The organism is Binatus sp. (SeqCode) (assembly GCF_036522015.1).
Classification (GTDB): Bacteria; Desulfobacterota; Binatia; order Binatales; family Binataceae; genus Binatus.
Genome location: NZ_DATDGQ010000299.1, coordinates 1 through 6,917 on the forward strand (window position 1 = coordinate 1; position 6,917 = coordinate 6,917).

Here is a 6,917-nt window from a genome sequence, read left to right on the forward strand (position 1 = left end):
CGTACTTTTCCAGCTCGGGCTTGTCGTTCACCCACGATACGATCAGAAGACGGATCGGTCCGCCGACTCCCGCCTGGATTGCCTCGAGCTTCTTATTCGCCTCGTCGTGCTCGCGCTTAATCGCCTCGCGCAGAGCCGGATCCTTCATCTTCGCGATCTTTTCTTCGTTGCTGCCAGTCGTGACGGTGCGCCACGCGGGACTCGCATCGTAAAGATTCCAATGCTCGAGCGTGAACGCGAAGCCAGTGCGGAGCGTAGCGGTCTGACCGAAGATCGGGAGACCTTTCTCGCGGCATCGCTTGAGCCACGCGAGGCTGCGCTGATGAACTTTGGGATCGCGGCGCGCGGGCGCGATAGCGTTGTGCAGAATCGGACGATTCGCCTCGGCCGCAAGCCTTTCGAGGAATGCGAGATCATCCTTGATATGTCCGGTCGCCTGTGTGATCTGGATGAAGCCTTCGTCGCGCTCGCGCAGCACGCGTGCGAGGTTCAGGATGTCCTCATCGCACATCGTGTCGGTAACCATCGGCGAGCCGTCGAAGTCGGCTTGGGTGGAATCGGGACCAAGCCGCTGCACCGAGAAGCCTCCGAGGCCGGCGTCCATTCCTTCCGCGAGCAGCGCGCGCATCTCGGCGCGTTCTTCGTCCGTGGCGGCGCGGGTCTTGGCAGCCTCGAGGCCCATCACGTACGTCAACAGCGACGAGGTCGGCAGATACTGGATCACGTTGACGCCCTTCGCGGTGCGATCGAGCGAGTCGAGATACTGCGGAATCGTTTCCCAATCCCACTTCATCCCGACCTTCATCGATTCATACGGAATCGCCTCGGTGCGCGTCATCGTGAGCATCGAGCGCTCGCGAAAATCCGGCTTGACCGGCACGAAGCCAAAGCCGCAATTGCCGAGCACCACCGACGTGACGCCGTGCCATCCCGAAATGGTGCAGTAGGGGTCCCATCGAATCTGCGCGTCATAGTGGGTATGCAAGTCGACGAAGCCGGGGGCGACGATCATGCCACCGGCGTCAATAGTCTTCTTCGCGAAGCCGGGAGCACGCCCGCCGACCTGCGCTATTTTGCCGTCCTTGATCCAGACGTCCGCGCGGTAACGGGGGACGCGGGTTCCGTCAACTACGGTTCCACCTTTGATGTGAAGATCGAAATCGGCCATCGAAAGATCCCTCCTTCGAAGACAAGGTCGGTGAGTATGGCTCGCTACTGTTTTCGTCTTACAGCATCGCAGATCGGTTTGGCAAACGAGATTGAACGATCGGTAAGGGAGGGCCCCTCAATGTGATGAATGCCGGCAACCTAACCCCTAACCTCTTCCCATGTGGGAAGGGGGACCGGTCGGGGGAGGCGAGACTGAACGCTTAGAAGTTGCGGCGATAGGTTACGTAGTTCGCGCAAACTTTGGCGCCGAGTTTTTCTGCGGTGCGGCGCGACGGCCAGTTGTCGTCGAGGACCAGCGTGTAGCTCAGATACTTCGAGCCGCTTCGGATCAGATTCAGGTACGAATGCGCGGCCATCGCGAGGTTGACGCCGCGGCCTCGCGCTTGTTCGAGTACGCCGATGCCGAGAAAGTTTAGTCTCTCGTTGTTGGCGATCTTGCGGCCGGGCTTTAGAATTGCGCCATCAGAATTCGGCGGAGTCACCATCAGGGCGCCGACTGGCTGGCCGTCGCGATACGCAAGCAGCGAAGTATCCAGCGCGCCGGACATCGCGAAGAAATCGAACAGGAATGTGAGCTCGTCGGTGGTGAACGGTGTCGCGCCCCAATGATGCGCGAATGCGCTGTTCCAGGTGTGTTCAAAATCGCGGATGCGGCGCGCGGCGGGCAGGTCCTTGAGCGTGACGATTTGAAAACCCGCGCGGCGGCTCGCTTCCAGTGCGCTTTCGTAGCGCGCGACAAGTTCCGGCGTTACCTCAATCTTGTAGTCAACCCATCCGCGCTCCGTTTCGAAGCCCGCGTCCTTGAGCAGCGCGTGGTAGTACGCGGGATTCTGGCGCGAGATATCCGGTGGCAGGGTTTCGTAGTCATCGATCACGAACGGAAACTCGAGCAGGCCGTAGCCGGCGCGCGCCGCCGTCGCGCCATTGGCCTTCATCCATTCCGACGCCGCGTCCATCATCAGGTTGACGGCGTCGCGCGTATTGGGCATCGCCTCGAACATCACGATATGCCCGAGCGGTTCGTTCCAATGACGCTGATAATGGCCATCGATGATCGCAACAGCGCGTGCGACGAGGTTGCCGTCAGCGCGCGCGGTGAACGGCCGAATCCTGCGCCCGACGGCGAACGGCCCTTCCCCCATCAGGATAGGCAACTGCACCGCGACCATCGCGGCCCATCGCGCGCTGCGGTATTCGTAAACCCGATGCTGAAAAAGTACGAACTCGGTTAGCGCTTCTTCGCCGGAAGGCGACTCGATTTTGACTGACAACTACAGACTCTCCAGCCGGAGCTGACCAATCGCGCGCCTCGATTCAGCGAGTCGCAGAGCACGTCCGCGCGATGTCACCTTGTTTCAGATCTCGCCGTGCGCTAACCACTGTGCAGGGTCGAGCGTAGCGCCGCGCGAGTGTAAGCGTCAAACAATCGCGCGGAAATGAATCCCAGCAGGAGCGGTTGAGCGTCATGGTTGAAAAAACGATCGACCTCACGGGCATCTCGGCCAATTCGGTGGAAGACGCCGTGCAATTAGCAATCTCGCGGGCCGGCGTCACGATCAAAGGCATCCACACCGCTCACGTCACGAATATCGACGCGATGGTCGAAGCCAACAAAGTGGTGCGATGGAAGGTGCGACTAAAAGTGACCTTCCAGGTGAAAGACGAGCTGCACGAGTGATCGGTCCACGAAGCAAGCGGCGGAGCGCAAGGACTTCCGAGTCATGCGAAACCAGCCACTGAGAGTAATCGATGGCGAAAATAGTTGAGGTTCATCCCGGTATCTACGAGATCTTCCTGCCGCTGCCGATGCGGCCAACCATCATCAATGTCTATCTGATCGACTGTCACGGCGCGTGGACGCTGGTCGACACGGGGATGAACTCGCCCGAGAGCATCGCCGCGCTCGAAGCAGCGCTGGCGGAACTCGACATCAAGATCGAGGACCTCGATGCGATCGTCGCGACCCATCATCATATCGATCACTTCGGTGCGTCAGGCGAGATTCGGCGGCGCAGTCATGCGACGACGCATATTCATCGCCTGGAAGCCGAGCGCGCGGGCCGGATGATCGAGTTCGGTAAAATGTCGCCACACGATCGCCCTGAGTCGCGCGCATTTTTCGCCAAGCACGGATTTCCGATCGAACAATTCTCGCCGACCGGGATGCGCCCGGCGTGGATGGGCACTTCGATGTACGGGCCGGTCACGCAGCCCGACAAATACATCGATGATCACGACGTGATCAAAATCGGCGATCGCGAGCTGGAAGTGATCTGGACGCCGGGCCATTCGCCGGGTCACAACGTGATTTATCTGCGCAAAGAAAAGGTGATGATCGTCGGCGATCACCTGCTGCCCAAGATTACGCCACACGTGGGAATCTATCCTGACGCTGTGGGGAGCAACCCGCTCGGCGACTTTATCGCGTCGCAAATGAAAGTGCAGAAATTCGACGTCGAGCTGGTATTGCCGGCGCACGGCGGCGTCTACCACGACCATCGTCATCGCGCGAATCAGTTGATAGAGCATCATCGGTATCGAGAGGCCGAGATGCTCGATTTGACGCGCAAAGCGCCGCAGACCGCGTTCGAAATTGCGCAGCAAGTATTTGGCGGCGAAGAAAGACCGATATTCCACGTGATGGCGGCGACTTTCGAAACCCTCGCGCATCTGGAACTTGCCTGTTTTGAGGGCCGCGCGCGACGCTCAGAGCGGGGTGAACAAACTGTGTTTCAGGCGTTATGAGCGAATTACGGGGGGTTTGCTAATTTTTTCAGACGGTGTATTTTGGCCCTGCTTAAACGAACGGCGGATAGGCATGTTAGCTCGGTAGTTGGGAGGGGTTCCTAGATTGAAGGAGGATGCCATGAAACGGAAGATCGGATTGGCGCTGGCAACAGGGCTGGCATTGTTGATCGCCGGTTGCTCGAGTCAAGGTACCAGCGGCGGTAGCACCGGAGCCAGCAGCACCGCAGGCGGCAGTACCGCGGGCGCACCGCCTGTCACAGGCGCGGCGGCGACGACCGCAAGAAATTTCAACCTGGCGGTCAAGTGTCCGGGCGTGCACTGGGAGAAGACGCACGGTTGGTCCAACTCGCAGATTATGCAGCAGGAGTCGCTCGAAGAAGACGACATTCCGGCTTGCGAGCAATGGGTGCAGGCGCAGCCCAAGGGCTACGTGCCGCCTCCGCCCGGAGGAGCAGTGGCAGCTAAAGCTCCGGTGCCCGGCGCGCCCCCGGCGCCTACACCGCAGTGAAACGCTTGAGAGCGTAGGCTAGGAGTGGCGCAAGTGCCGACGGGCTGTATCAGCTCGCGGGCACGGTAAAAAGATCGAAGGCGGCGCAGCATCTCGTGAGAGATGTTGCGCCGCCTTTTTATTCGGCAGGAATTTGGGCCGGCTCGATTCGTGCCGGCCAATGACTAACGAGCTTGCGCCGACGCCGCGCGCTTCGCATCGCGACGCGCTGGAGCACTGATTCGGCCGCTCCGGACCACCGGCGAGCGCCTTGCCAAGCGCCGCGTGGACACGCCCGCGAGTTGCTGAGTACGCCAATCGCGCAGGCCTCTGCGCAGAAATTGGGGCTCGATTCCGAGCGTTTCGCACACTGTTTCGAAGGAGAACGGTCCCTCTCCGCCTTCACCGATCAGCCACTGCTCAGCCTCGCTGAACAGGCGCTTGCGCGGGCCGCCCTTGGCGTCCGAGTTATTCTGGAAGCATCGAAGGGCGTCCTCCAGAATTGCCATCATCAGTTTCTTGACAGGGCGGATGTTGCTGTCGTCACGCCGGCTGTCGTAAAACTGCTCAGGCGTTAGAACGTCCGGCACGAAGAGATTCCCTAGAGCGCTATTTTCCCATTCCATCGTACTTTGTCCTCACCCGACCGTTGCCTGCGCCCGCCCTCAGCGGTTCGTGGCGATCGATGCTGGGATTCCGACTGTTGTTCGTTCGACTAGAAGGGGAAGCAACGATCATGCCGAATTTATCGGCAACTGCCCTAATACAAATAAGACAGCATGTTAAGCCATCATGAACTCCAACTCGGCTCGCCTTCCATTGGGGAATTCACGAGATTGGCTAACTTTTCGCAAATCATTCCGCATTTTGCGAAAAGCCGTAGCGTTTGTGCGCATGCTGACTCATTTGCGACACGCGTTACGATTCGGCCACAAACCGCCCGCAATGTGTCGCGCCGGTGCCATAGGATGGCTGCGAGCCATGCCGCACTTTTAAGGTATCGCTACTGGACGGTATCGGGGCCGCCACTGGTACCGGCAGGCCCGTGCTTGCGCTCTTCAAGCTTGAAGGTCAGCACATCGAGCAGGCAATCGACCCGGTCTGCCAGCGCCTCGAGCAGCGTCTGCTTTTCGAGCGGCGTGATGTCGAGATGAAAGCACAGGAAATTGATCAGTTCGGCGCCGCGCAAGCCGCGCTGCTCGACGATTGTGCGCCAGGCTTCGTGCGCGGCATCGCCCAGGTAACTGAACAGCATCTCGCGCAATGCGTCCATCGTTTCGGCGTCGCAATCGAGCGCGTCGGGCCGCACCGGGCACCAGTTCACCTCCGCCTGTCGATACGATCGATCGCGAATCTCGCGCACCACCCGAAACTCGCCGATGCCCTCGAGCACCAGGTTGTAGCGCCCGTCGGCCAGCTTGAGGAGACCACCGACTTTGCCCGCGCATCCTATTTCGAAAATATCGGGGAACGGATAGTCGGTATCCGCGTCCCCCTTAAGCAGCGCCATCCCAATCACGCCGTGCGCATTGGCGACGTGGGCTATCATTTCGCGATACCGCGGCTCGAAAATGTGCAGGGGCACGTTCAACCCCGGAAACAACACGAGGTTGGGCAACGGAAAGATCGGAATGATAGTGGGTAATGCAGCCACGATAACAGTCGGCGCCTGTGGGGTCAGGTTAGGGCCGTTACGATCACGCGTCAAGGAACAGCGCCGCGAAGATCCCACCGGCCCGCGGTTTTGCTATGTTTCAGCGAATCCGCGAGACTTTATTCAAGAGCGAAGTGGAAACCAGATTGTTCATCGCCGGACGCTACGTCGATGCGGCCGGGGGCGCCCGGTTCCCCGACGTCGAGCCGGCCACCGAGCGCGAACTGGCACAGGTCGCGAGCGCGAGCACCGACGATGTGAATCGTGCAGTCGATGCGGCGCGGGAAGCCGCAGATCGCGGGCCATGGCCGCGAATGAGTGCCGACGCGCGCGCAAGCATCCTGAACAAGCTGGCCGACGGGATCGAAAAACGCGCGCGCGATCTCGGGATGCTCGAAGCGCGCGATGTCGGCAAACCGGTGTCGGAGTGCGTCAATCACGACGTCGCGCGGGCCGCGCGCAACATCCGATTTTTTGCTTCCGTCGCACAAACCTGGACCCACGAGGCCGCCGATAGCGACGCAAAATTTCTCGGCCGCGATCTGAAACTGATGAGCGTCACGCAGCGGCCGCCGGTCGGCGTCGGCGCGATTATCATTCCGTGGAATTCTCCCCTGATGCTCGCGACGTGGAACCTCGGCCCGTGCCTCGCCGCGGGTAACACCTGCGTGCTCAAGCCGTCGGAACTCGCGCCGCTGACGTCGATTGCGCTCGGCGAGATCGCAAACGAGGCTGGCCTGCCCCCCGGTGTGCTGAATATTGTGCCGGGACTCGGCGATGCGGGCGCGGCACTGGTCGCGCATCCGGATGTGGACGCAGTCGCCTTTACCGGCGGGGTCGCGACCGGACGGCGCGTGA

General features: G+C 60.6%; 8 protein-coding genes. 4 read left to right on the forward strand and 4 right to left on the reverse strand.

Going from position 1 to position 6,917, the window contains the following annotated elements:
• Nucleotides 1-1,168, reverse strand: a 1,168-nt coding sequence (locus tag VIW95_RS12770; protein WP_331587060.1) for an amidohydrolase family protein, incomplete at its 3' end; no start/stop codon positions are given.
• A gap of 202 nt (nucleotides 1,169-1,370) precedes the next feature.
• Complete coding sequence (locus VIW95_RS12775) at nucleotides 1,371-2,441, reverse strand: hypothetical protein (protein ID WP_331587062.1); 1,071 nt, start codon at nucleotides 2,439-2,441, stop codon at nucleotides 1,371-1,373.
• A gap of 194 nt (nucleotides 2,442-2,635) precedes the next feature.
• On the opposite strand from VIW95_RS12775, the gene VIW95_RS12780 reads away from it, so the two are divergent.
• From VIW95_RS12780 to VIW95_RS12790, 3 genes are all read left to right on the forward strand, one after another.
• Nucleotides 2,636-2,848, forward strand: a complete 213-nt coding sequence (locus VIW95_RS12780) for a dodecin family protein (RefSeq protein ID WP_331587064.1) — start codon at nucleotides 2,636-2,638, stop codon at nucleotides 2,846-2,848.
• 71 nt (nucleotides 2,849-2,919) lie between these two features.
• On the forward strand, nucleotides 2,920-3,915 hold the full coding sequence (locus VIW95_RS12785) for an MBL fold metallo-hydrolase (protein WP_331587066.1): 996 nt from the start codon (nucleotides 2,920-2,922) through the stop codon (nucleotides 3,913-3,915).
• Between the two features lie 121 nt (nucleotides 3,916-4,036).
• Nucleotides 4,037-4,426 carry a hypothetical protein gene (locus VIW95_RS12790; RefSeq protein WP_331587068.1) on the forward strand — a complete coding sequence of 130 codons (390 nt, stop codon included), beginning with the start codon at nucleotides 4,037-4,039 and terminating at the stop codon, nucleotides 4,424-4,426.
• A 164-nt stretch (nucleotides 4,427-4,590) separates the two neighbouring features.
• Here VIW95_RS12790 and VIW95_RS12795 read toward each other — a convergent pair whose 3' ends face one another.
• Both VIW95_RS12795 and VIW95_RS12800 read right to left on the reverse strand, forming a co-directional pair.
• The gene (locus tag VIW95_RS12795) at nucleotides 4,591-5,031 is read right to left on the reverse strand and encodes a hypothetical protein (protein ID WP_331587070.1); all 441 of its coding nucleotides are present in this window, start codon (nucleotides 5,029-5,031) and stop codon (nucleotides 4,591-4,593) included.
• 377 nt (nucleotides 5,032-5,408) lie between these two features.
• Nucleotides 5,409-6,059 (reverse strand): LON peptidase substrate-binding domain-containing protein, encoded by a 651-nt coding sequence (locus VIW95_RS12800; RefSeq protein ID WP_331587072.1) that lies wholly within the window; start codon nucleotides 6,057-6,059, stop codon nucleotides 5,409-5,411.
• A 95-nt stretch (nucleotides 6,060-6,154) separates the two neighbouring features.
• Here VIW95_RS12800 and VIW95_RS12805 point away from each other — a divergent pair.
• A partial coding sequence (locus VIW95_RS12805) for an aldehyde dehydrogenase family protein (RefSeq protein WP_331587074.1) occupies nucleotides 6,155-6,917 on the forward strand: 763 nt, incomplete at its 3' end.